16 protein-coding genes and 1 CRISPR repeat array are annotated in these 24572 nt (G+C 32.7%); all 16 genes read right to left on the bottom strand.

Annotation, left to right across the window (positions count from 1 at the left end; translation table 11 throughout):
• Positions 1-86 precede the first annotated feature (86 nt).
• Positions 87-5360: a CRISPR direct-repeat array (repeat unit 30 nt; unit sequence ATTTACATTCTACTGTAGTTCTATTAAAGG).
• Between the two features lie 185 nt (positions 5361-5545).
• The 16 genes from cas2 to CACET_RS10950 all read right to left on the bottom strand — a co-directional run bounded on the left by cas2 (position 5546) and on the right by CACET_RS10950 (position 24570).
• A complete protein-coding gene (gene cas2 / locus CACET_RS10875) occupies positions 5546-5851 on the bottom strand; it encodes a CRISPR-associated endonuclease Cas2 (RefSeq protein WP_341409928.1) in 306 nt (101 codons plus the stop codon).
• The gene (gene cas1b, locus CACET_RS10880; protein ID WP_044825027.1) at positions 5829-6821 is read right to left on the bottom strand and encodes a type I-B CRISPR-associated endonuclease Cas1b; all 993 of its coding nucleotides are present in this window, start codon (positions 6819-6821) and stop codon (positions 5829-5831) included. Before cas1b ends, cas2 begins: the two co-directional genes overlap by 23 nt.
• A 9-nt stretch (positions 6822-6830) precedes the next feature.
• A complete protein-coding gene (cas4, locus tag CACET_RS10885; RefSeq protein ID WP_044825026.1) occupies positions 6831-7322 on the bottom strand; it encodes a CRISPR-associated protein Cas4 in 492 nt (163 codons plus the stop codon).
• A 29-nt stretch (positions 7323-7351) separates the two neighbouring features.
• On the bottom strand, positions 7352-9583 hold the full coding sequence (locus tag CACET_RS10890) for a CRISPR-associated helicase/endonuclease Cas3 (protein WP_044825025.1): 2232 nt from the start codon (positions 9581-9583) through the stop codon (positions 7352-7354).
• A 22-nt stretch (positions 9584-9605) separates the two neighbouring features.
• Entirely contained in the window at positions 9606-10361 is a 756-nt protein-coding gene (cas5b, locus tag CACET_RS10895; RefSeq protein ID WP_044825024.1) for a type I-B CRISPR-associated protein Cas5b, read from the bottom strand.
• Positions 10348-11232: a type I-B CRISPR-associated protein Cas7/Cst2/DevR gene (gene cas7i / locus CACET_RS10900; protein ID WP_044825023.1), complete on the bottom strand. Its 885-nt coding sequence runs from the start codon at positions 11230-11232 to the stop codon at positions 10348-10350. Before cas7i ends, cas5b begins: the two co-directional genes overlap by 14 nt.
• Positions 11232-12809, bottom strand: a complete 1578-nt coding sequence (gene cas8a1, locus CACET_RS10905) for a type I-B CRISPR-associated protein Cas8b1/Cst1 (protein WP_242846934.1) — start codon at positions 12807-12809, stop codon at positions 11232-11234. Before cas8a1 ends, cas7i begins: the two co-directional genes overlap by 1 nt.
• 107 nt (positions 12810-12916) lie before the next feature.
• Positions 12917-13645, bottom strand: coding sequence for a CRISPR-associated endoribonuclease Cas6 (cas6, locus tag CACET_RS10910; protein WP_044825021.1), 729 nt, complete (start codon positions 13643-13645; stop codon positions 12917-12919).
• A 102-nt stretch (positions 13646-13747) separates the two neighbouring features.
• Positions 13748-14695: a helix-turn-helix transcriptional regulator gene (locus CACET_RS10915; protein ID WP_044825020.1), complete on the bottom strand. Its 948-nt coding sequence runs from the start codon at positions 14693-14695 to the stop codon at positions 13748-13750.
• A gap of 297 nt (positions 14696-14992) precedes the next feature.
• Positions 14993-15613, bottom strand: a complete 621-nt coding sequence (locus tag CACET_RS10920) for a cyclase family protein (RefSeq protein WP_044825019.1) — start codon at positions 15611-15613, stop codon at positions 14993-14995.
• Positions 15614-15625: 12 nt separating this feature from the next.
• Complete coding sequence (gene zwf / locus CACET_RS10925) at positions 15626-17110, bottom strand: glucose-6-phosphate dehydrogenase (RefSeq protein ID WP_044825018.1); 1485 nt, start codon at positions 17108-17110, stop codon at positions 15626-15628.
• Positions 17111-17134: 24 nt separating this feature from the next.
• On the bottom strand, positions 17135-18031 hold the full coding sequence (gene gnd, locus CACET_RS10930; protein ID WP_044825017.1) for a phosphogluconate dehydrogenase (NAD(+)-dependent, decarboxylating): 897 nt from the start codon (positions 18029-18031) through the stop codon (positions 17135-17137).
• A 183-nt stretch (positions 18032-18214) separates the two neighbouring features.
• Positions 18215-21781 (bottom strand): BREX system P-loop protein BrxC, encoded by a 3567-nt coding sequence (brxC, locus tag CACET_RS10935; protein WP_242849904.1) that lies wholly within the window; start codon positions 21779-21781, stop codon positions 18215-18217.
• A 216-nt stretch (positions 21782-21997) separates the two neighbouring features.
• Positions 21998-23419, bottom strand: coding sequence for an Ig-like domain-containing protein (locus CACET_RS19485; RefSeq protein WP_052661450.1), 1422 nt, complete (start codon positions 23417-23419; stop codon positions 21998-22000).
• Between the two features lie 5 nt (positions 23420-23424).
• The gene (locus CACET_RS10945) at positions 23425-23769 is read right to left on the bottom strand and encodes a hypothetical protein (RefSeq protein WP_052661449.1); all 345 of its coding nucleotides are present in this window, start codon (positions 23767-23769) and stop codon (positions 23425-23427) included.
• On the bottom strand, positions 23770-24570 hold the full coding sequence (locus CACET_RS10950; protein WP_052661448.1) for a M48 family metallopeptidase: 801 nt from the start codon (positions 24568-24570) through the stop codon (positions 23770-23772).
• Positions 24571-24572 lie beyond the last annotated feature (2 nt).

Consider the following 24572-nt stretch of genomic DNA (forward strand, 5'->3'; position numbering starts at 1 on the left):
TCATATCCCCCAACTCTAAAAAGCATAATTTCACCAGCTTACTCAGGAAGTCTCTTGATTTTTTACTACTGTTATTTAATTTTTAAATTTACATTCTACTGTAGTTCTATTAAAGGAATCAATTTCTTTTTCTCTTTCATCAATTTCAATTAGATTTACATTCTACTGTAGTTCTATTAAAGGTAACGCCTCCTAGCTACCGAAGTAGTTTTACTACCGAATTTACATTCTACTGTAGTTCTATTAAAGGCCAGTAATCCTTGTTCAATGATCCCATTGGTTTCAAATTTACATTCTACTGTAGTTCTATTAAAGGTGTAGCAGGGCGCAGGATGAAATCAGAGATCTAGCAATTTACATTCTACTGTAGTTCTATTAAAGGTAAAAGGTCAGATGTTTATGATGTTATTTCAAATGATATTTACATTCTACTGTAGTTCTATTAAAGGAAGAGAGGTAACAAAGATGATAGAATTCTTTAAAAATATTTACATTCTACTGTAGTTCTATTAAAGGGTTAAAGCTTTTCTTATTCTCTTCTCCGTCTTAATATTTACATTCTACTGTAGTTCTATTAAAGGATGGTTGGAAAAGTCGGTAGCTTTTGGTTATATAGTTATTTACATTCTACTGTAGTTCTATTAAAGGCAATACATCTGTAAAACGTATATCTTGGGATTATTATTTACATTCTACTGTAGTTCTATTAAAGGCCTGCAACTAATGTAGCTAGTAACTATACAACTCAATTTACATTCTACTATAGTTCTATTAAAGGATTGTTCGCTTTTAAAGTACGCACTAATCTTAATGAATTTACATTCTACTGTAGTTCTATTAAAGGTAGTCCTTCCTGTGGTCGTTAATTGATCAATGTCAACATTTACATTCTACTGTAGTTCTATTAAAGGTGCTACTTGCTGCTCTCTATTAGCGTTTTTATTTCTATTTACATTCTACTGTAGTTCTATTAAAGGCCTACCCTGACGCTACAACAGCCAATGGGAAAGTTAATTTACATTCTACTGTAGTTCTATTAAAGGGGAACTTTAACCAGGCCGCGCCTTACGAAATACAAATATTTACATTCTACTGTAGTTCTATTAAAGGAGCAAGCTATGAGAGGGGTGAATATTGCCCTCCAAACATTTACATTCTACTGTAGTTCTATTAAAGGCCTTCGCTAATACTTGCCTGGTCCCCCCTGGACTACATTTACATTCTACTGTAGTTCTATTAAAGGACATTCTGGTGATTATGAAGGTCAACCTGTAGAATCATTTACATTCTACTGTAGTTCTATTAAAGGTCTTCACCGGCAATGGAGTTTATTAAGGTCATTAGTATTTACATTCTACTGTAGTTCTATTAAAGGCAATCTTTCCCTGACACAATCCCCTTATGTTTGCCTAATTTACATTCTACTGTAGTTCTATTAAAGGTATCTAACTTTTTCATTCGCTGAAGTTCCATAAACTCATTTACATTCTACTGTAGTTCTATTAAAGGGAAAAGATATTTGCTCTGGACTAGTCCACGTGATGGTATTTACATTCTACTGTAGTTCTATTAAAGGATGATCAAGTTCAGCATTAGCCATGTCCCATACTTCAATTTACATTCTACTGTAGTTCTATTAAAGGTGTGCAACAAGCACCTTGAAACAGGTGTTATTTTTAATTTACATTCTACTGTAGTTCTATTAAAGGTAACTTTCTGATATCAAAGCTTTGCTTAACAATCTTTATTTACATTCTACTGTAGTTCTATTAAAGGTTGTAGAGGCCTTCGCCAGCTACTTCCCTTATACGCATTTACATTCTACTGTAGTTCTATTAAAGGTTTGTGTAGATCGTCCCGGGGCTGTACCCCTATGGCCATTTACATTCTACTGTAGTTCTATTAAAGGGTGAAGCTGGGGAAGTACAAAACGCTATTAAAAAAAATTTACATTCTACTGTAGTTCTATTAAAGGATACTTCCCTGGCGCAGCTGTTCGGCTAGTATCTGCATTTACATTCTACTGTAGTTCTATTAAAGGGAAAAGCGCAGCCATTACCAGGAACTAGATAAAACAATTTACATTCTACTGTAGTTCTATTAAAGGTAGAATACCGGATGAAATACCGAACTTACTTGTACTATTTACATTCTACTGTAGTTCTATTAAAGGTATTGCTAAAGCCTGTGGTGCTACTGCTCTAACTGTATTTACATTCTACTGTAGTTCTATTAAAGGATGTACTCAAATACTAAAAAAAAGAGTTCGTAAAGAAATTTACATTCTACTGTAGTTCTATTAAAGGTACAGTTTCTGCATTTTTAGCAATTGCAAAAGCCTGATTTACATTCTACTGTAGTTCTATTAAAGGTTATTGCTAATAATGATTGTGTTTTAGATTTTACACCATTTACATTCTACTGTAGTTCTATTAAAGGGGTAACCGTAGGCGCGAAACTCATAAGGTAAATCTTATTTACATTCTACTGTAGTTCTATTAAAGGGATTTCATTTAGCAGAAAGTAGATCTGCAAATTACACATTTACATTCTACTGTAGTTCTATTAAAGGTAACCAAAAAAGATGAAAAAGACGTAGAAAAAAGAAATTTACATTCTACTGTAGTTCTATTAAAGGTTGAAAGAGTAAATTTTAGTGTTGTTACCGCTGCAGCATTTACATTCTACTGTAGTTCTATTAAAGGTTAACAATTCATCATAGGCTAGCTTGTGTTCATTTTCATTTACATTCTACTGTAGTTCTATTAAAGGTACATAGTTTTTTAATTATGCGAAGGGGTGATTTTAATTTACATTCTACTGTAGTTCTATTAAAGGATAATCCCATATATCTTTTTCCAACCAAACAGCCAAATTTACATTCTACTGTAGTTCTATTAAAGGTACATCTCAATTTTTACTCCTACATATTTCTTCTCTATTTACATTCTACTGTAGTTCTATTAAAGGGCTAAAACAAAAATGGCTTTAATGCGAGCCGAAATTAATTTACATTCTACTGTAGTTCTATTAAAGGCAGAAAAACCTAAAGAAGAAACTCCAATAGTGACGCATTTACATTCTACTGTAGTTCTATTAAAGGGCCAAAATAGAAATATCAAAGTCTAGGATCAGAGAAATTTACATTCTACTGTAGTTCTATTAAAGGTATCCAAGGCAATACTTCATATATCCGCTCTACCACAATTTACATTCTACTGTAGTTCTATTAAAGGCAAGGAGTTTACTTCTTTCAAAATCAATTTCATCTACATTTACATTCTACTGTAGTTCTATTAAAGGCTACACAGGAGAAGCACAAAGTTTTACAGTGCCAAGATTTACATTCTACTGTAGTTCTATTAAAGGAGGGCGTTAGCAGCTGCGCCCATTTGGTCGATACTGATTTACATTCTACTGTAGTTCTATTAAAGGACAGGGTGCCTTACCATCCCCCAGGCCTGTTATTCCATTTACATTCTACTGTAGTTCTATTAAAGGCACAACAAATATGGCTTGCCGATGATAATACGCAAATTTACATTCTACTGTAGTTCTATTAAAGGTTGAACAAGAATTAATTGGTTTTCTAGTAAAAATTATTTACATTCTACTGTAGTTCTATTAAAGGTTCTTTTCTAACTTGCAACAACAAACCCATTAACGCATTTACATTCTACTGTAGTTCTATTAAAGGTGTACAGAAGTCCTAAAAAAGAGAGTTAGAAAAGAACCTATTTACATTCTACTGTAGTTCTATTAAAGGCATTGAAATGCCCGTAGGAGAGTTTAAACTTTCCTTTATTTACATTCTACTGTAGTTCTATTAAAGGGAACCACCAGAAGGTTATTATTTAGCCTTTAGCGGATTTACATTCTACTGTAGTTCTATTAAAGGTCTTTTAATTCGGAACAACAATATCTAACAATTCTAGTATTTACATTCTACTGTAGTTCTATTAAAGGTGCATCTACAGGCCATATGATTACACCTTTGATGTATATTTACATTCTACTGTAGTTCTATTAAAGGTCAGCATTACACATGCATGGACTGTGGAGAGCAGAATTTACATTCTACTGTAGTTCTATTAAAGGGGTAAAACTACTACGGCAGTATTAACCCGCTTTTTATATTTACATTCTACTGTAGTTCTATTAAAGGTACTGTAGTCCCTGCGGCAGCTGTAGAGCCTCCTGCATTTACATTCTACTGTAGTTCTATTAAAGGCATCATTATCTTTTGCTTTTACATGTATATTCCCTACATTTACATTCTACTGTAGTTCTATTAAAGGATATTTTTTACCCCGGTTTGGGCAAGCTTTTAACCTATTTACATTCTACTGTAGTTCTATTAAAGGAAATATTCAAAAATTTTCCATGCTTTTTCTTTATCTATTTACATTCTACTGTAGTTCTATTAAAGGCCACCTATGCCGGCATTCTCTCAGGAATTAAAAAGATTTACATTCTACTGTAGTTCTATTAAAGGCTTTAGTAGAAGCGTTAAGTTAGGAGGGATGTTAAAATTTACATTCTACTGTAGTTCTATTAAAGGGTAAACGTCCTGTATTAGCGTATAACGGTCGAAAGGATTTACATTCTACTGTAGTTCTATTAAAGGCATGTCCCAGTCCCCAGTCATGAGTCCTGTTATAGTTATTTACATTCTACTGTAGTTCTATTAAAGGGATACGCCATACTTTTGCAACACATCTATTGAACAAATTTACATTCTACTGTAGTTCTATTAAAGGTGAAGCCATAGCTCAAGCATGGGGGAATATAGATTTATTTACATTCTACTGTAGTTCTATTAAAGGTAATCTAATGATACTAAAAAATACTCTGCTATATTCATTTACATTCTACTGTAGTTCTATTAAAGGTAATTAAAGCTATAGGTGTTATAGCAGGTATAATAGCATTTACATTCTACTGTAGTTCTATTAAAGGTTAATTTTTCGCAACAATACCTAGCTAATCTAGTAGGATTTACATTCTACTGTAGTTCTATTAAAGGGGATAATCCACCTTTATATGCTGTTCTCGTTACAAGATTTACATTCTACTGTAGTTCTATTAAAGGCGTTCATGTTGTCCTGGATAATTAAGTCCTTACTTATATTTACATTCTACTGTAGTTCTATTAAAGGCATACGATCGTAAATGCAGTGAATGATTATGTTAATAAATTTACATTCTACTGTAGTTCTATTAAAGGGTATTATTCTATAGTTTCTAGAATTACCTCTACCATATTTACATTCTACTGTAGTTCTATTAAAGGCACACCACTGAAGAGCATAAGGTAAAACTTAAGGATGATTTACATTCTACTGTAGTTCTATTAAAGGGCGTTCATTTCAAAGCACTTGTACTACTAGTTTGTAGTCTTACTTTCTGTCTATATATGATTTAAAAGTCCCTCTGAATCATATAAAACATGCTTTTTCTCTAAAAAATCCTTTCCGTATAGGGCGTAGTAAACTTTGTCGATATCCATCTATTTATACATTACTACAGGTCGACAGATTATCATTTAAAAAAAATTAGATGTCTTATCATCTTTTAATCCTAAAAACTCCTTAGTTAACCATTTTTCATCCCTACTCTCAAATATTACAAGAGAATCTTTATGATCCCGTATATACTGACCTAGTTCTTTTTTTAACTTCATTAAATTTAATTCTGTTAAATTTCCCTCAAATACAGATTTTTGTATATGAGTTAAATATCGCTTACATATTTTAAAGGTATTTCTCTGCACTTTAGCACCATCTTTATCCATCATTATATCATACATTAAAACTACGTACATACCATCACCACCAAATTTTAAATCCATTATACCTTTTTTCTTCAATTATATCCTTTATAAGCTTATAGCACTCAAGCCTGATAAGATATCTATAGGATACCTCTCTTCCTAGATCCCTGTGGTTAATAGTTTGCTTAAGTCGCCGATCATACTCTAAGAGTATCTTTTTTTTCCCACTTTCTTTTAAGTATAGGAAGTTAGATTCTTTTTCAAAGTCCTCTTCAGTAATTTGATTTTTATTAAGCAATGAAAATATCATTCTTTCTCCAATTAAGGGTTTAAATATTTCTGATATATCTAACGATAGCGAAAATCTCTTGCTTCCTGGTTCATGTAAGAAACTTATTGTAGGATTTAACTGAGTTTTGTATATTTCAGAAAGAACAGTTGTGTATATAAGACTATTTACAAATGAAATCAGGGAATTTATCATGTTATCAGGTGGTCTTTTCACTCTTTTTTCGAAAGCTATATCTTGTTTTATAATGCTGTTCCATGTGGCATAGTATGTTTTTCTTATATTGCCCTCTATTCCCATAAGTTGGTGTATATTTGTTCCAAAATCTAGCTTATTCATTAAACTTTCTATTTCTTTCACAGGATTGTCCAAGTCAATACCTCTACGGTTATAGTATCTCAAATTTCTGTAGATATTGTATGAAGCCGATTTCAATATCTCTTTGGCAATTCTTACTCGTTCCTGTTGATCGTCATATTTTTTCACTTGATTTACTAGCAAATAGCCACTCACATTGCTTTCTCTAGGATAAAAGCTGCCGCTATAAAAGCCATAGTAGTTAAATATATGCATTGTTATCTTCTGTTGAGATAAAAAATTTAATAGCTTAGTATTCATCTGGACTTCTCCAAATAGATAAATCTCATCTGTGACTTCAGCCTTTAGATTTTTCTTTTCTCCTTCTAAGGTTGTTATAATAATGTTATTATCTTTTCTTTTTAAGTCGCCATCTTTAAAAATATAAAAAGTCTCTCCCATATCCTCCTCCTATATGTAGCAAAGTTCATAGTAAGCACATTTTTTACATATAGCTTTTTTGCTGATTGCTGGTGGTAACTTTGATGACCTTATTTTTTCTATCTCCTCTAGAATTTTTTGCAGTTCTTTTTCATCTTGCTTGTCTAAAAATACATCTTCTCTTTTTCTTAAAAGAGGATAATCTAGTATACCTTTTTCTATATCAACACCTTTTTGTTTCAATAGCCATATGTAGTATTTTAATTGCCATTTAGATGCATCCTCTATTTTCCTTGATTTCTTAACCTCATGTATAACTTTCCAGTCTTTGAGAAAATCTATATTGATGTTTTCATCAATTAGAATATTTTTCTTTTCTCTTTTGTAGGATGTTTCATCTATCAATTTTCCCATACTTACTAAGTCACTACCTTGTTCCATATTAAGATCATTCATAAAAAACCATAACTTTCTATGACAAACAAAGTAGTAATAAATCATAACACCAGTTACTTTTTCCATATTTACCGCCCTGCCTGATAGAAAAATTTCTATATAAAGTAATCTATAGAGTCTTCTTTAAGGCTCTCCTTTTCAACATACTCCACTCCAATTCTACTTGAGTACTTACAGTTTAGTATAGGAATGGTTTCATATCTGTTGAGTTTTATACTTTCTATAAGGTTTCCTTTAGTTTTATAATACGGCACACTTAAAGTAAAATCCATCAATTTACTTCGGACTATGATTTTTTTACTTTTTAGCGCTCCTCTTTCCTCGTTACTCATAGCTTTATCATATTCTTTCGATAAAATATTAGTATAATTACTAATTTCTTGGCGATTTTTATTATATACTTCTTCCGGAATAACTGTCGTAGAATTAATATTTCTAAATATTTTTTTCACTTCATTTTTACACTTTTCATGATCCTCTATACTTTTTACATAATCGATATTCGCTTTTATTAGTTTGTAATATTTAGTATTCTTTAAGTTTTCAGTAGTGTAGAGCTTGCTTACTAGCTTCATCTTGTCTTCTTCTTTTAGTTGACCATCTATATTTCTTAAAGCTTCTTTCGATAGCTGAAAAATATCTTTATCTATAACATAGCCAACACCACTACACTCCTTGTCCCCTCCATCAAAAACATAACAATTATATCCACTTTCATTAAATTGTCTACTTCTATAGCATCTTCCCATCCTCTGAAAAAGCCCATTTAGGTCTGACAACTCTGTAATTAGTATATCAAAGTCAATATCTAGCGATGCTTCCACCACTTGAGTAGTTACCCATATACCATATTCACTTGAGTCTTTGTTTCCTATACTGAGTATGTTATGTTCTTTTTCTTTACGGTCTTTTTTTATAAAATTACTATGGAATAAATTTATATATTCGATTTTGTGTTGAATTTTTAGGTTTTTATATACCTGCTGTGCTTCTTTTACAGTATTACAGATAACTAATACTTTATTTTTATTATATAAATTTATAATATAGTCTGTATTCATCTGCTCCCTTATAATTTTTACACTATGCCTTGTCCTATCACTATTTGTGAAGGTTTTAGGAGGAACAAAATCTATTCCCTCTTCCTTTAACAAATCAATTACTAAGTTGGGTAATGTAGCTGTTAATATGGCAAACTTTCCACCAATCTTGGTAATATAGGATAAGCCAATGATTAAGTATGCCAATAAATCAGAAGAATACATTTGAACCTCATCGATTACGGTTTTTGAATAAGCTAAAGTGGCAAGTTTTGATTCAAATCCTCTATACCTATACACAAAGTCAAATACTTGATCTAAAGTGCAAATTGTCAGAGGAAGAGATAATTGTTTCGTTTTATTGTAGTATTCATCAATATCTATTTCTTCTAAGCCCTTACTTAAATATTCACTATAGGTATCAGAATGTAGTAAACCTACTTTATTTTCATAACTTTCTTTAATGATTTTTCCTGCTATCCTATTATACATGGCATTTATAGCTGTTTTTAGTGGAAGCGTAAAAAAACCTTTATGATCTCCTATCCATAGGAGCCCTGCTTCTGTTTTTCCCATACCAGTTTCTGCTATGGCAATTACATTGTCTTGTTTATGAGATAGCATATATTTTTGCAATTCATTCCAGTTTGCATGATTATCTTTTTCTTGCCATTCCTCCATTAGATTTCTTAAGCTCTTCATCAGAAAATCATTTGGTTTTTCAACATCTATATAGCCACTAGCAGCGTAATCAATTCTGTTTAGTAAACCCTTTACTAGAATATAATTGAAGAATTTTTGTTCATTATCTTTTTGGTATATCCTATCCTTAGCAAAGTATTTAGCTCCTAGTTTTTTAACTTCAATATCTTTAAGCTTTTCATATATGAAGTTTTTTGCTTCTTTTTCAATAAGCTTTATTTCTTCTTTTAGTTGATGATTGTCAAAGTTAAATTCTCTTTCATGATGGTAGGCTACAGCATGTGCTAAAATTTTTATTTCATCATCATTAAACCCTCTATCTTTTAATACTTTTACATCTATAAAAGCCAAACTTAAAATTCCATGGGGTATTTCATCTTCTATTTTTTCTTGAGACTCTATCTTTTGTTGAAACTTAGTATTCATCTTTCCAAGATCATGATATAAACATGCTAGGTACAATATATCCCAATTTATTTGTAAATTGGGATATATTGACTTTAAAACATTATAATTCTTTAGTAAGTGGTCCGTATGTTGTTGAATGGTTTCCTGTGGATTTGACTTAGCTAAGTATCTATTCACTTTTTTCCTCCTTTGAGATTATTCAAGAAGCAAAAACAATATTCTCATCTTCATCGATTAATATAGTTTCATATTCACTGGCAATAATATTAGAGGTATATAACACATCTATTTTGTTCCATTTTCTAAAAACTCTAGGTGCTTTTTTAGTTCCATAGTTTACTAATTCATAGTTTTTATTTAATTTGTATTTTGTACCTCTACTCCTAATACCAGCATCTGGTCCGCTTAATATGACAGCTCCACTATCAATTAATTTTAATGGTATATAAGCTGTATAATTTTCTTCTAGCTCAATATCCTCTTCAAGTTCTTTTTCTAAAATATCCACTACTTTTACTTCTTGGATAACAACTAAATCTTCTCTTCTTCCTAGTGAAGGGTATTCTCTAGGATACAATAACGCATTTTCTAGCTCAGTAATTAATCTTTGATCATGTGGCATGATATGAATTAAAAGCTCTACATCAACCAAAAGCTCTGTTGTAGCAACACCTCTGCTTATGCCAAATTCTTCAACCTTTATTTGGTGTCTAGCACCATCAAATGTCATTCCACTCTTAAACTCATACCTTGTGAATAAATCATTAACTTTAGAGAAGTATTTACCTTGGACACTGACATCCATCTCTTTATATTCGTTATAATCACACAAAGCATGCACCATTCCTATAATAGTAGAATATGGTGGTAAAGGGTAGGTTTCTTTTAACTGAAAACTTGTAGGTTTTTTATAGTTAGTCATTTCCTGATATAGTTTTAATCTAATGGCCTTCATAGTAATCCTTTACCTTTCCTTTTAGAGTCTCAAAAAGTTTTGGCATTGATAGAGGATTTAACCTTTCTTTGATTTCTTTGTCATTTTCAAATTTGCCTTCAATTAACCCACAGTAAGTATCTTTTTTTATATTTTCAAATAATACACCTTCTATCTGTTCAACAATTAACCGCTGATCTCTTACATCCAAAACGTTTTGAAATATTGGATTTTTAATATCATATACTCCACCTATAGCAAATAGAGGTTTTAAATCTTCTCTCCTTCCTCTTATATCTCTATACAATAATGCAATTGTGTCTAATAGTTTGTGCACTCTTCTTGCTTTCTCGGTATTATCTATTTCTATATCATATTCTTCATCGATGCCTATTTGCTCTAAATCAGCAGTTATAGTATATCGATAGTAAGATTTATGTATCTCAGCTTGTGCTATATTCATATTTTCCTTTATTCTATCTGCTAGTCCTTTATTGGTTAGAAAATCTAAATCTCCTTTAAATGTTTCTAAAGATATTGCATTTGAAAGTCTTACCTTAGCTGATCTCTTCTTTCCTCCTGTCCCCTTCATGGTTTTAAGATAACCGAAAAAATCTACTTCTGGATAGTCTTTTATAGTCGCATCTGGGTGAAACTGTATTACTTTTTTATCTCCGCTTCCCTCTGCTCTTACTTCTGCACAAGCTTCTCCAAGTTGTTCGACGATATTATATCTAATGGCTTGTCTTGATATATAAGTATACTGCTCACCTTTTCCCCTAGCTACTTTTTTCAATGAAGCTACATTCCCCACAGATTCTCCATAATTTGCACTTTCTGCTTCAAAAACCATAGATAATGTTAATCCTTTTGGTTGCATACCATTTTTCATTATTCATCTCCCCCATTCTTTTTCATACTCTCTTTCCCTTCTATTAACCCTGTAACAAAAGCATAGCCAATAGTTTTATATTTCTCATCGTCTTTTAAAGCTTCTAAAAATATACTAGGTACAGTCTTTTGTGAATATAAATAACAATTTAATAAAGTATCCATAAACATATCTTTGTTGTTAGTCTTCAAAGCATTAAGGAGTCTATAGGAAATTCCGTTTAATTTGTCCTGTGCCCCTTTCTCTTTATATTGCTCCCGTAAATAATACCCTGAGATATTGGCATTTTTTATAATATCTTTATCTGAACTTTTCATATAACCCATTCCCTCCAAACATCTAAAATTTATATTCAATATACTGATTAACTGTAAAGCATTAAATCTACAGTCTTTAGGATTAGATAGCTTATATACTAAAAGCTTTTGTATAAGTGTAAATAGATTATGATTATTTAAAATTCTGTTGATTACAAGCTCATAAATATTAAAATAAGTATTTATTTCTTTAAATCCACTATGGATTATATTATTTAAATCGCCTTGAGATTTTCTTATTATATATAGTGCTTGTTTAGATAGGATATTGAATTTATATTGTCCTTCTTCGTATCTGACGACTTGAATATCTGCTAGCTCATACTTCATTTTGTCTTGAAATTGTTCTTGAATGGAATTCACCAACGCTCTGTAAGTAAGCAACTTGTCAGTTCTAAATTCTTTCAGAATTTCACTTTTTACTTTGTTATTTATATTTACTGCATCTTGAAAGCTATTGTTGTCATTTATGTATATACCTTTATCGTATACATAAGTGATTCCCGCAGGGGTACAGGAAAGAACCAACTTGCATATAGGGCACACAGCAACATCATTACTAAAATTCCAAGTATGTGAGGATTTCCTACTCACATCAAACCCTATATTATTTAGAAAACTCAGATCATTTTTTAAGTCTTTTATACTTCTACCACAAGTAAAGCAATTGAATTTTTCACTAGTGGCTTTTTTAGTCATATATTTGTTAACGGGCTCAATAAAATAGTTTTGATAATCTAAATAAATATCTTTTTCCTTAGTTTGTGGGTTCAAGAAGCTAACTCCATCCCATGAATGCTTTATTATAGTGTAAATAACGTTTTTTGCTGCTAAGTATTTCCTATAATTATCTTTTTTACAGCAATTAATCATTACTTTCAACTGTTGGAATATATTTTTTATTTCCCCGACCTTATCTTTTATTGATTCTTTCTTCTTTATTTTTATTACTTGTAGTTCCTTTGCCAACTCTAACATATCTACTTCATCATTGATAATTTCGTATGCTGCTCTATAGCTATTACTACTTAAATAATATTTCACCACATTTTTAATGTAATTATTTAGTGATTCCAAGTCTTCTTCTTCAAAAGTTTCAAAATCATTGTCTTCATGATACTTGATTGTCCTTTCATAGGATATTATTTTAAAGTAGGATAAGTATGCTTGATACTTATCGATAAAATACCTAAAATACTTCTCTTCAAAGTTTTCTAATAAAGATACGTCAAGCTCCACATACTGTTCTGCATAATCCACCTTATCTCCTGAATGTTTTAACACATTGTATAGCCCTACTAAACCAGCATTATACAACCAGTCATTCATCTCTAACCTTATCTTCTCCCCCATCTCCTCACCCCCTTTTACACAATATCCACCATACCGAACCCACTGCTTCTTTTACTGCCAATACCGGCTTTATATAGATAATCTAAAATGTACGGCTGTCCTTTCATTTTTATGTTGGTTATATTAGAAAGCACTTCGATACCATAGTTTTTCACTTTAACTTCTTTGTTGTTCTGTGCTATTTCTATCTTTATATCTTGAAAATCCAACAGTCCTCGTTTTCCCAATGCATCTTTTACTTGATACTTTAGGTTTTCTATAAAAATAGCTTGTCCTTCTTGATTACTCAAGGAATGATACCATGTTTTTTTGTTGTTGCCGTTATGTTCTCTGACTACTATAGGACTTAGTGGCTTATAAGTAACCTCGTAGTTATGTACCAACTTCTCTCTAATAAGACTAATTTTTTGCAATGTCATAGTATTATTGATGATAGGGTAGCTTTTTCCTTTATTTTGTAGGATAGAATTGAAAAACATTATGCCATCTTCATCGTTATAAGATGAAAAATTTAATAAAATCTTCTTACTTGGAACCATAATTTCTTCTCTTAAAAATTTACAATTACCTAAGTATAAAGAGAAAGTAAAGTCTTTCTTTTTATTCTGTTCCTCCACATATAGAGCTTTGTAATAATTTTCACTGTATGAACTAAAGCAACTTTTGAGCAGCGATAAAATAACCCTATTTTTATCTTTAGGTATCATTTCATTTTCTAGTAAAATTTCTACACCAAATCGCATACTGTCACCTCCCTGAGTTCTATTATAATTTATAAATAGGAAATATAATGTACTATTTGTAAAATTTGGTTTAAAGGCTTAAAAAAATTAATCTCTAAGAGATTATTTATATAGATTTATGATTTTATTAATTTCTTCAAATATATCCTTTTTAAGCTTCACTGGTTCTAGCACCTCTACGCTGCTGCCCATGCTCATAATCCAAGTTTTTATTTCAGTATAGCCTTTGATTTCTGCTTGAAAATATATGGTGTTATCATCTATTATCGTTATTCTTTGATTTTTAGCAATTTGCTTTTCTTTTACGATTTCACTCATAGGATAGTATATTTTCAACTTAAGTTCTATGAGCTCATCATTGTATATTCCAAAGGATTTTTCTAACACTTCCTCAAAGTTAAAGGGGATCTTTTCATTAAACTTCTCTTCTAGTATTTCATATGTTATTATTCTAGATAATTTAAAAAACCTTATATCCTTTGCAATTCCGCAGTAACCGTAAAAATAAGTAGCTCCCTTATAATCAAAGATACCGTAAGGACTTACTAACCTTTCTTTTACCTCTAATCCATTCTTTTTTAAAGACTTATAAGTTATTTTTACTTTTTTATTTTGATTAATAGCCAAGTTAATATCTATCCATGCTGTCTTTTCTTTTTCTAAAGTTTCATCGGATTCACCCATAACTTTGTTATAATAATATACATTGTCTGTAGGTTTATGAGCATTTAGTATTTTATTAGCCAGAATCTCAAATTTTGAACTATAATGATATTTACCACTTTTTATGGCTTCTGTTGCCATTTTTAATGTACTCAACTCTTCCATAGCAAGATGTATTCCTTCTAAACTTCTTTTATTCTCTAAGTAATAACCCCCATCTCTTCCTAACCTAGAACCTATGTATATCCCTGCCATTTCCAAATCCTGCTTATACTTTTTTACCATTCTAGGACTTACTTCTAGTTTTTCTGCTATTTTTTCAATCTTCATCATATCTTTTACTTGAAGCAAAAAGTACATATTTAACGCATTTGATATTTTAGACACCTTCACCCTCCTTTTAACATAAAAGTAACTTTCATAAACTATTTTGTTATAATAATATTCTTGTTCTTAATACCATTTTCCTCCTATATATGTAAATAGTTTCTAATTTCTACACTTTAAGAGCTTTTTATTCCTTCGATTATCAACGTTTTTCTCTTTCTGAAAAGTAGCATTTACTTTTTTCATCATCATACGAAATTTGTTAAAACTTATTCGATAGAAAATTTTCAATGAGAAAAAGCTTAAAATGAAACTACCCACCACTTACACAAAGCGTTAGAAGTGGTGGGTAGTTTACTATTCCTTAATCAATATCACCCTTGCTGGTGATGCTTCAACATTTCTTATTTTTAGTGGCAAAACAACTAAGGTATATTCACCTTCCACTATCTCTTTTAATCTTAGTCCTTCTATAATCATAATATTTTTACCTAATAGGGTTCTATGGGTTTCGTACTGGGGTTGATCCCTCTCGATTCCTAGGGAATCAGTTCCTACTCCTACAATACCTATATCCCTTAGATATTCCGCTCCGCTCTTTTCTAGGTATATAAATTGAAAGTCAAATTCTTCCGTAAAAGAATTTTTTGTTTTGAATAGGATAAAATCTCCCTTATCAATATCTTTTTCCTCTAATACATCTCTTGTGATTTTATCTTCTACATAGGTTAAATCTAGCACTTTGCATTTTTTTACGAGATGTTCTACATTATAGCTCTCCATCGTCTCCCCATCCTTCAGCATATGTAAAGGAGCATCAATATGGGTTCCCGTATGCATCCCTATAGTTATGGCAGATTCATAGGTTCTACTGTTACTATGGTCTGCTTTTACAGTAATTTTAGGTTTGTTTTCTTCCCTATTTTTATATACCATCATATCTTCGTAAATTTCCATTGAAACATCGTAAATTTTCATCCTTATCCTCTCCTATATATTGATCCAGCTTCGTTTGTCTTTATTTAACAATATGTCTGCCTCCTTTGGTCCCCAAGTACCTGCTCCATAGTTTGGAAAATCTGGCTTCTGATTTCTCCATGCCTCCAAAATATTATCAACAAATCTCCATGAATATTCTACTTCATCCCATCTAGCAAAAAGAGTAGAATCTCCCCTCATCACATCATAGATTAATCTTTCATAGGCCTCTGGAGAGTTTATACCCATTCGACAGTTTTGACAAAAATCCATTTGCACTGGAATTATTTTTTGCTGCGTACCCGGCTCCTTTGCATTAAATTGGAAAAATACACCTTCTTTAGGTTGAATCCTTATTACCAATAAGTTTGGCTGTAATGCTTTCTCCTTAAAATATAATATATTCTCTATCGATTTAAACTGTATGATAATTTCAGTAGACTTTTCTGGCATTCTTTTTCCTGTTCTTATATAAAAAGGGACCCCTGCCCATCTAAAATTCTCTATAAATACCTTCAATGCAACATAAGTTTCTGTGTCAGAAATAGCAGAAACCCGATTTTCTTCTCTATAGCCTAAAAAACTTTCCTTATCCGATTGACTAGCTCCATATTGTCCACGGACAGTATTTTCTTCTATATTTTCTTGTGTTATTTTTTTAAGTGCCTTTAGCACCTTTACCTTTTCATTTCGAATAGATTCCGTATCTAAATCATTTGGAGGCTCCATACCGATAAGACTTACCAGCTGAAGCATATGACTCTGCACCATATCCCGCATTGCTCCAGCCTTCTCATAGTAGCCCCCACGATCTTCTACCCCTACCTTTTCACTAGAGGATATTTGTATACTGTCAATGTATTTGCTATTCCATAGGGGTTCAAAGAACATATTTGCAAAGCGTAGCACCATAATATTTTGCAACATCTCTTTTCCTAGATAATGATCAATTCTGTAGGTGTTTTTCTCCTGAAAAACCTCTACAATTTTACTATTTAAATACTGTGCCGATTCTAAATCCTTACCGAAGGGTTTTTCTATCACCACTCTATGCCAAGTTTTCCCTTCTCTCTTTATCACGTAACTATGTAGTTTATCAATGATGGGTTCAAAATTTTCTGGTGCCACCGCCATATAATAAATTCTATTTCCCTTGGTGTTATGTTTGTCATCTATGCTTTTCAAGCTGCTCTCAAGTTCAACATACTTTTCATTTTCCAGAAAATCCATACTCTTATAATAAATTTTATGACTCATGTCATCCCATATTTCTTTCTCCATAGGAAATCTTGAAAAGCTTTTTATTGCTTTATAGGCCTCTTCCCTGTAAGTTTCGCTGGTTTTATTTTTTCTGCCAATGGCCATGATAATAAAACTCTCTGGCAGAAGCTTTTGGTACTGCAAATTGTAGATGGCAGGCAGTAGTTTTCTATGAGTTAGGTCGCCAGTAGCGCCAAATATGACTAGAGTACAGGATAAATCCAAGTTAGTATCCATTTCCTTCACCTACTTCCTAATGTGTTACTTCTTTTCTACATGATGTCCTCCGAACTCATTTCTTAAAGCAGCTATTACCTTGCCTGTAAAGGTATCTTGCTGTTGAGATCTATATCTTACAAACAATGAATCTGTAATAACAGGGGCTGGCACCTGGAGTTCTAAGGCCTCCTGTACTGTCCACAATCCTTCTCCTGAAGAATGAATTATTCCCTTAATGGTTTCCAACTGTGGGTCTTTTTCAAAGGCTCTTTCCATTAGTTCCATAAGCCATCCACGGATAACAGACCCATGGTTCCATACTCTAGCCACCTCTTTGTAATCAAGATCAAATTGACTTTTTTCCAGAATCTCAAAGCCTTCCCCCATGGCCTGCAGCATACCATACTCAATACCATTATGAATCATCTTTACAAAATGCCCTGAACCATTTTTGCCGGTATGCAAATATCCTTTTTCTAAACATACATCTTTAATGATAGGCTCGATCCTTTTAAATATTTCCTCCTCAGCCCCTATCATCATACATGCCCCATTTCTTGCTCCTTCTACCCCTCCACTTGTTCCAACGTCAACAAAATGAAGATTCTTTTTCTTCAGCATTTCATATCTTCTTAAGGTATCCTTATAATTGGAGTTTCCTCCATCTATGATAATATCTTCGTTATTTAGTAGAGGAATCAAAGCTTCTATCATCTCATCCACTGGATCACCAGCTGGCACCATCAGCCAAATGATTCTAGGAGTACTTAATTTGTTAACTAGCTCTTCAATGCTATATGCTCCTACTAATCCTTCTACTTCCCCCTCCTTGATCTTCTCAGAGGACCTATTGTAGGCTACAACCCTATGCTGATGATCTTTTATGTTAAGTGCAAGATTATATCCCATTTTTCCCAAACCTATTATTCCTATTTCCATCATATATCACTCCTGTCTTTTATAAACTTACAGTTGCTTTGATTATTATATTTATTCTCCTGTCATTATATTCATAAACAGACTTTTATCCTATCAAACAAACCAGAGTCTTCCTATAGATTATAAACCATCAGGACCACCTATAAGCGGTGGTCCTGATTTAGGATCATTGATCTACTGATTTTATATTAGTTTTAACTTCTTGTCTATTTTTAGTTCTTCCTGTAATCTTTCTCGGATTTCCTTCAATATCTCCTCGATATCTTCTTCTGTTTCAATGATTTTTGTTCCATGAAAAATATTGGCCATGCTAATATTCTTCACTGTTTTGTCCTCATATTCCTTTAGAGGCTTCCCACTGAAGAGATCTAGAGCTTTTTCTATTTCTTCAAAACAACGGGTTTTTAGTCGATTAGATTCTTCCTTCATGGCAATTACCTCATAAAAATTGTCTGCCTTACCTAATCGCTCTAGAAGATTATCAAACTCTGTTTTCAATTTACTTTTCAGCTTTTCTGGAAAGTTTTGCAATGTTGAATCATCTAATACTCTTTTAGCATCATTTTTGATAATGCTTCTAATGGGCTTACGTTCCTCTTCAAGAAGCTGCTGAAACTTATCAGTAAATATTTCAATAAATTTTGCCAACTTATGAATTTCAGAGTAGGGCTCTTTCGATTTTACTATCTTTTGAATTTCTCCCACAACTTTAATTATATCTACATCTACCACATAGGTTTTATTTCTCTCATAAATTTCCAAATTCTGTAGGGCCTTATCGAACTGTTCTTTCTGGTTTTTAAAGAATTTTTTTATATTGAAAACATCTTCTTCATAATCTAAGAGCTGGTCCTGTAGTTGGTATGCTTTTTCGTAAAATTCTCCAGTGTTTTTGGTTCTTATGATTTTTTCAAACAGATTTTTTCCTCTTTCCAAAACCTCTTTGCCAGGATAGACGTTGTTTTTTGTGTATTCCTCTAATAAGAAGTAGATTCCGTAATCATTTGCACTTATAGCTTTGCTGCTTAACTCTTGCTGACATAGTTTTTTGAATTGATCCATTAGCCCCTCTTCATCACTTGGCATTGCAGCAAAGCCAAATATTTCTTTGGCTAAGCTTTTAACATTATTCATATACTTAACAGGTGTCTTAATCCTTTTTTCTATTAGCAGCCTCTCCTGATCATCTCTTTTCATTAAATAGCTCATGAGATTTTTATGGGAGGTACTCAAATATTCATTTTCAAGCTGCAATTTCACTTCTCCAGCTTTAAATAGTGTCAGTAGAACCGCTATAATATCCAAGTCCCTCCATCCATAAGGTGCCTTTGTATATAATGTAATAGTAGATTTCATTGTCATGGTGATGTTTCGTTCTGTATTTCTTTCAATATATCTATTCATTTCATCCACCGCTAACTTGTTGGATACATCCCCTACAAGCCTCTCTTGCATATCGCTATCCAAGAGTATATCATCAAGGTCTTTGCTGGTTTCTGCAAAGGTAGTGATGTAATTTAACTTGCTATACATGCTCTCTATTAATAGTTTAAAACCTTCGTTGATTCTTTCTACAGGATTCTTAACTTTAACAGCTAGTTTCTGTGCATTAGCATAGATATCTGCTGTCCTTAAAGCTTCAATTAACAGAGTCCTTATCCGCTCTTTTCTCTCTGCTACTTCTCTGGACTTTGCAATCTTTATCTCTTCCATCTCAGAAGTAGAAGCTGATCCACCCTTTCGCAGAAGGTAGGTTTGTATCTTCAACACCTCCTCCATTTCTTCTAAGAAAGTTGTATCCATAGGAAGTTTGAGAATCAAATTATTTTCCCTCGCTGCCATCATTTTTAGTTCTTGACTTGTTGTAGCATCAAAATAAGGAGTTATAACCTTAAGTCCGATTTCACTTTTTTGTGAGGAGAGAAATTTATCATCTATGATTTTATTGAAGTCAAAGGAATATGTAGAACTATATTTATATTTCTTTTCGTTGTAAATTCCCTCAAATATTTCTTCCCCTATCTTTAATAGAATTTCACTCATATCAATAGGAATATTTTGAATCTCTTTCTTTACATTTTGTTCTTCTTGAGTCAAAAATATATATTCATTGCCATTTTTATGGATAAGAGCTTCTTTCATAAGCCTTCTTAAAGATCCTTCCACTTGTTTTTTGAGTTCTATTTTATCATCATCTATATGCTTTATCATTAGGATTGCTATATTTTCAATGTTTGAAGGCATTTCCTTTACATGTTTGATCAAAAATAATATTTTTAGTACTTCTACGTCCTCTTTTGTTAAGTTTTCATGATCCTCTGCTTCTATGATTGCGGTTCTAACGTTTACATCCAAAAATGCTTCCACTGTCTTATAGAAGGCTGAAAAAGGTATTAGGGTACCTATCTCTTGATTGGCATACATAATAGCGGACTCTTGAAATGCACTTAGTAAAGATCTTTCTCCTTCCGATAAATACTTTCCACTGACTCCATGAAGTCGAATCCCTGTAAATACAGACTGCAGTAAATTAAACTGATAGGGTACAAATGGATATACCTCTAAAAAATCTTCCTCTGATTTGTAAGCCTTCATCTCTGATGTATCTGCTGAAAAAGTAATCAAGTTTTTCAGAATTGCTTTTTTGTCCTGATAAAGTAATCTTAATGTATCTTTTACAGCATCTTGTTTACGTAAAATTCTTTTTCTGATTACTTCATCTACATTAGCAGAGGATAAATTCAGCCTAGTACTAAATCTCCCTTGAATTTTAGAGAAGTCACTGCCTTTTGCTTTTGTAATGGAATCTATGTCCTGCTGAGAAGTAACAATTACCCAAGCCCTACCCCCACAATAGCTACCTAAGTCCTCCACAACAGTTTGTAGATTTAACATCAACCCTACATCATCACCAATATACTGACCAATTTCATCTGCTAAAAATACTACATGGTGATTGTTGCCTTTAGATTCTATGTATTCTTTTACCCGACTTGCAAACTTCTCTACGCTCAAAAAATAAGCATTCTCAGCCTTATTATACCAATCCCTAGCTGCATCTTCGGTGATTTTAGTAGCTTGTACCAAGGCTTTTATGATGTTGTCTTTCTCAAAATAAAAGTTCTCTCTTGATTCCTTCCACTTACTGCCAGAGGCTTCTTGGAATTTAGATTGAAAAGCTTCATAAGTGCCGTCCTTCGTCATCTGTCTTTCTAGTTCTGCAACCCAAGGTAGTGCCCCGCAAAAACCCTGCATTTCATCAAATACCTTCATAAACACCTTTACAATAGCGTCTTTACTAGATTTTGAATTGAAGTCTGACTTCGAATCTATATTAAATAAAATCACATCTGCACTTGTATCTCCTGCGATTTTTAGATCCGCTAATATCACAGCATCTTCTATCTTATCATCAAAATAACCAGTAACCTTCTTGCCTTTAATCTCTTTATTTTCTATAAGGTAAGATAATATTTTTAAAAAATGGGACTTGCCACTTCCAAAAAAACCAGAAATCCATACACCCATTTTATCAGTATAGTTGTTGACGCCTTCTTTATAGGCTTCAAGAAACTCGCTAAAATGTTTAACCAACTCCCTTGTTACTACGTATTCTTGAAGTTCTTGATAAACAACACTATCATCCTCTTGACCGATCTTAATGACGCCTTTAATATCTCTTTGTATATCTTTATAAAAGATTTCTCTAAGCTGCATTATTTTCTCTCCCTTTTCCTCTATATAAATCATTTGAAATTCTATCCAGTATATAATCATCTAATACTTGTATTCTATGAATAAAGATTAAAGCATTTTTATAGGTTCATTATAACATTTGTGCTTAGTGTTGTCCTATGTTTCATAGGTCTAATACAAACTTATAGCAATGGCTTTTGCAAAAAGCGTAATGAGGAACAAAGATGAATAACTTTGTTCCTCATTATGTTTCTCTTCCTAGATTTTCACTTACCATGACACAATGTTGTTATGAATCCAACCTTCTTCCCCTTCTTGTGTTCTAACGCTATACCATGTCTCTCCTGTAGATTCTTCTATATCTTCCCCTAAAAACTCTAGAAAAGTGCTGTAGGGCACTACCTGTAGTACTTCATAATGCCTCCCAGGACCTGTTCTAATATTAGCATATTCTGCATCTACAGTAATATACTGTCCTAGGCTGTTCATGTGTTGTTGAAAGTCTCCTTGACTCCTCCAGACTACAATACTGCTATGAATCCAACCTTCTTGACCTTCTCCAAAACTTATCCTATACCAGTTTTCTTCCTCATCTATTTCCCAGTATTCTTCTAAAAATTCTAAGTATGTATTATAGGAAACCACCTCTAACACCTCATAATCAATACTAGGACCCATCCTTATGTTTGCATTCTTCACAGTGACAGCCAAGTACTGTTTTTCTAGCATTTCGTTATTTTGAAAAAACTCCTGCACTATTGGAATCAAAGGGGTTTTAAAAGCTATGACGGCACAAAAGCTTACGAGTATCATCCAGACCATAAAACTTGATTTTACAATAACCGTACATTCACTCATAAAATTTCCATCTTCAGTAGCTACTGTTATAGTGGTTTTCCCACCCTTCAATCCTTTGATTAATCCATTTTCATCGATTTGTATTACCGATGGCTTACTGCTGGTGAAGTGATATGCTTTATTGGTGGCGTTCCAGGGAAAAACTGTGACAGCTAGGTTTTCTTCTTGGCCTTTTTTTAGCACAATTTCACTTTTATCGAAGGTGATTCTCTCTACTGGGATAGGTTTCACTTCGATATTGCAGTAGGTACTATAATTTCCATCTTGGGTAACTGCCATTATCATGGTTTTACCTATCCCTCGGGCTTTTACATTTCCCTGCTTATCTACACTAACAATAGTAGTATTTTTAGATCTCCACTCAAAATGCTTATTGGTAGCATTAACAGGAAGAATATTAGCGGTAAGCTTATCGCTTTCTCCTATCTTCAATACAAGGTTGACGCGATTAAGACTTATGCCTGTAACATGGATTACGGGGTTTGTTGTGGGAAGTTTACCCTCTACTTTAGCCTTTAGCTTTACTTGGTAATCAAGACATTGCTGATACTTATAATCTAATAGATCCGTCTTCATCACCTGCTGTTTTTGTTCTATAAGTTTTTTGCACTCCTGGTATCTACCGCTAGTAAACAGAATTTTTACCTTTTCAAAAATATAGTTTCCATTATCGTTGCTAAATTGAATAGCCTTATCCACTTCCCTCAAGGCTTCCTCAATACTCTCTCTTATTAGTGCCTGTTCAGCCCTTTGTACATACAGATTAGGATTCGTATCCTCAACCTGTTCAACACTTTCTATTTTTAAATTCCCAAATGCACTTGCAAAAGTCATATTCCCTATCCCCTATACTGAAATTCTTGAATGAGTTCCCTTTCGGCATTAATCTTATCTAGCACCTTTGGGTCGATTTCATGAACAGAAGCTTCAGCACTTAAGGTAACCTTATCGTACATATTATCTAATTCGTTTCTTTTACTCATAATCACCGTCCTATTTCTCACTCTATCCATCACTCTATCTATTTTAGAAACAGCTCTATGCATTCTATTCCTTGCATTGTATCCAAGTCTTTTCTCCACTGCATCTGCGGCTACATTGTTCAGCCAGTTCTTTATATCATCCCAAAAGCTAGTCAACACGAATGCCGCTATTGCTCCTGCAATTACCCAACCTATAATCATTTACTTTCCCTCCTCATAATGCATTTCTATCAGAGCCCTTACGCCTCGTGACGAGGCTGCATAGGATAATAGATTTTTTATCCTAAAGGGGCCATAGGGCACGATTTCATCTAACTTCGTGAAGTTTAGGACATCATCATCTAATAGATGAATTTCTTCCCCCTGTTTTATATATTCCTGTAGGTTCATATTTTCAGCTAAAAAACAGTTGTTTAAAATAGACTTTTTGATAGCATTGATGGAAGCCTCCATACTGTTGCAAATCAAATATCCAAAACAATCTGAAGTATAGTAGGCTACCCTACTCCACTTATACATAATCATTTTCCAATGGGTGGCCAACTGTTGTGACATAGGCAGTAAACTACTATTTTCTAAAACCTCCAATAGCTCATTAATCATAGTATTATAGTAATTATGCTTTAGATAGATATCACAGAGTTCCCTACCAAGTAGAAAGGTCATCTCTGCCTTAGTAAAGTCTGTAACAGTTTTAGCAGAAATTTCGATCCAAGGTTCATTTACTCCTTTACTCTCTACCCCATAATAAAAATCCTCATAAACATACATACAAGGTGCTGCCATTCCCAGTAAATCAGAAATCCTCTCAGCAATATGGTATAATTCTGGAAACTGATGTTTTGTGACCTTCACCGTCTTCCCCAATAAATCAGGTTTTCTCATTTTCTCTGTATAGTTTTTGTAATGGTACATCACATCTTCATCAAATACTACTGTATGTATCATTTCCTGTAATAAAATTTCCTCTAGTGGATGGATAAATAAGTCTTTTTCTATCATGT

Source organism: Clostridium aceticum (genome assembly GCF_001042715.1).
In the GTDB taxonomy this organism is placed as follows: Bacteria; Bacillota; Clostridia; order Peptostreptococcales; family Natronincolaceae; genus Andreesenella; species Andreesenella acetica.

Excerpts from the sequence above, each read along its gene's own strand:
- cas2 (WP_341409928.1), bottom strand. The coding sequence starts at position 5,851 with ATGGATTTAAAATTTGGTGGTGATGGTATGTACGTAGTTTTAATGTAT.
- cas1b (WP_044825027.1), bottom strand. The coding sequence starts at position 6,821 with ATGGGAGAGACTTTTTATATTTTTAAAGATGGCGACTTAAAAAGAAAA.
- cas4 (WP_044825026.1), bottom strand. The coding sequence starts at position 7,322 with ATGGAAAAAGTAACTGGTGTTATGATTTATTACTACTTTGTTTGTCAT.
- cas5b (WP_044825024.1), bottom strand. The coding sequence starts at position 10,361 with ATGAAGGCCATTAGATTAAAACTATATCAGGAAATGACTAACTATAAA.
- cas7i (WP_044825023.1), bottom strand. The coding sequence starts at position 11,232 with ATGAAAAATGGTATGCAACCAAAAGGATTAACATTATCTATGGTTTTT.
- cas6 (WP_044825021.1), bottom strand. The coding sequence starts at position 13,645 with ATGCGATTTGGTGTAGAAATTTTACTAGAAAATGAAATGATACCTAAA.
- CACET_RS10920 (WP_044825019.1), bottom strand. The coding sequence starts at position 15,613 with ATGAAAATTTACGATGTTTCAATGGAAATTTACGAAGATATGATGGTA.
- zwf (WP_044825018.1), bottom strand. The coding sequence starts at position 17,110 with ATGGATACTAACTTGGATTTATCCTGTACTCTAGTCATATTTGGCGCT.
- gnd (WP_044825017.1), bottom strand. The coding sequence starts at position 18,031 with ATGGAAATAGGAATAATAGGTTTGGGAAAAATGGGATATAATCTTGCA.
- brxC (WP_242849904.1), bottom strand. The coding sequence starts at position 21,781 with ATGATTTATATAGAGGAAAAGGGAGAGAAAATAATGCAGCTTAGAGAA.
- CACET_RS19485 (WP_052661450.1), bottom strand. The coding sequence starts at position 23,419 with ATGACTTTTGCAAGTGCATTTGGGAATTTAAAAATAGAAAGTGTTGAA.
- CACET_RS10945 (WP_052661449.1), bottom strand. The coding sequence starts at position 23,769 with ATGATTATAGGTTGGGTAATTGCAGGAGCAATAGCGGCATTCGTGTTG.
- CACET_RS10950 (WP_052661448.1), bottom strand. The coding sequence starts at position 24,570 with ATGATAGAAAAAGACTTATTTATCCATCCACTAGAGGAAATTTTATTA.